The organism is Candidatus Magnetobacterium casense (assembly GCF_019173545.1).
Classification (GTDB): Bacteria; Nitrospirota; Thermodesulfovibrionia; order Thermodesulfovibrionales; family Magnetobacteriaceae; genus Magnetobacterium; species Magnetobacterium cryptolimnobacter.
Map to the genome: position 1 here is coordinate 1 of NZ_JABXWD010000622.1, position 1,544 is coordinate 1,544.

At 51.1% G+C, this 1,544-nt stretch carries 1 protein-coding gene; it reads left to right on the plus strand.

What is annotated here, in order from left to right:
• Positions 1–1,544: TonB-dependent copper receptor (locus HWQ67_RS18195; protein WP_218254112.1), on the plus strand; the 1,544-nt coding region annotated here is incomplete at both ends.

Here is a 1,544-nt window from a genome sequence, read left to right on the forward strand (position 1 = left end):
GGAGCGGTTCTGTTTGAGAGGAATATAGATCGTTTTAAGAAACTCGGCATTACCCTTAATGGCAGTCTAACATTTGGCAGTTTCAGCCGCAACGACCAGGTAGGGGATTTGCGTGTAGGTTACGAAAAAGGCTATGGACAGATTATAGCCACCCGCACTGACTCCGACGACTATGAAGACGGAGACGGCAACCTGGTTCATTCCTTCTACACGCGCTGGAGCACGAGTGCCGCAGTTGGCTGGACACCCAACGATGACACCCTCCTTGAGCTATCCGCCATTAAGAGCGATGGCAGGGCAGCCTATGCCGACCGCACAATGGATGGCTCAAAGTTTGACCGAGAAAACATTGCCCTGAAGTTTATCAGGCAAGACATCTCCCCTGTGTGGAAGAAGCTCGATGCCATACTTTACTACAACTACGTTGACCATGTCATGGATAACTACAGCCTTCGTTCCAACACAACGGGTAAGTATTCCGTCAATAATCCGGATCGGGAAACTATGGGAGGGTATATCAAGTCAACGTTAACGCTTGGAAGCATGACAGACCTCGTTGTTGGGGCAGATGCAAAGCGTGATACCCATACATTCCGCGGCGCCATGGACCAGAAAAGCGCAAATGCAGCCAACGTAATGTATGAGTCCAAATCCAGGGATGAGGATATGCGTTTTAATCAGTACGGCGTTTTTGGTGAACTTACGCAAAAACTTGATAGTGACAAAAAGGTCATTGGTGGCCTGCGTCTGGACATCCACGAGGCCCTGGACAGCCGCAAGTGTGTTGCAAGCAGTATGTGTCCAGGTAATCCCAACAACACCAAAGGCATGTGGGACAGAGATGCCCTGCCCAGTGGCTTTGTTCGCTATGAAGGACAGCTTGGCAGTGGACCGAGTGTGTGGTATGCCGGCGTAGGTCATGCGGAACGCTTCCCTGATTATTGGGAAAGATCGAGATATGAGGCCGGCACAACCTCTACAGCCACCGGTAAAAGCGCATTTTTAAGCATCAACCCCGAAAAGACGACTCAACTGGACGTGGGCCTGCACTGGAAAGCCGGCAAGTTGTCGGGATCAATTGCCGGTTTTGCCGGTAAGATCAACGACTACATTCTGATACGTTGGTCGCCATCCCCTGCCGTCACTCGTAATGTATATGCCACAGTGTTGGGTGGAGAGAGTGACATCACGTATAAGATATCCGGAACCTGGCAGGTTACAGGGGCGCTGGCATACGTATACGGCGAAAACGATACAGACAACAAGCCACTGGCCCAGCAGCCACCGTTGGAATTTAAGTTGAGCGGCCAATACGACAACAAGGTCGTTTCCTTTGGTGCCCTGTGGCGACTTGTTACCACACAGAAGCGTTACGATATCGGATCGGGCGGCATCGTTACCAATGGGATGGATATCGGTACTACGGCGGGTTTTGGTGTGTTTTCGCTAAATGCCGCCTGGCGCCCGACAAAGATAACACAGTTGACCGTCGGTGTGGACAACGTGTTTGACCAATACTTTGCAGAACACCTCTCCAAGAGCTA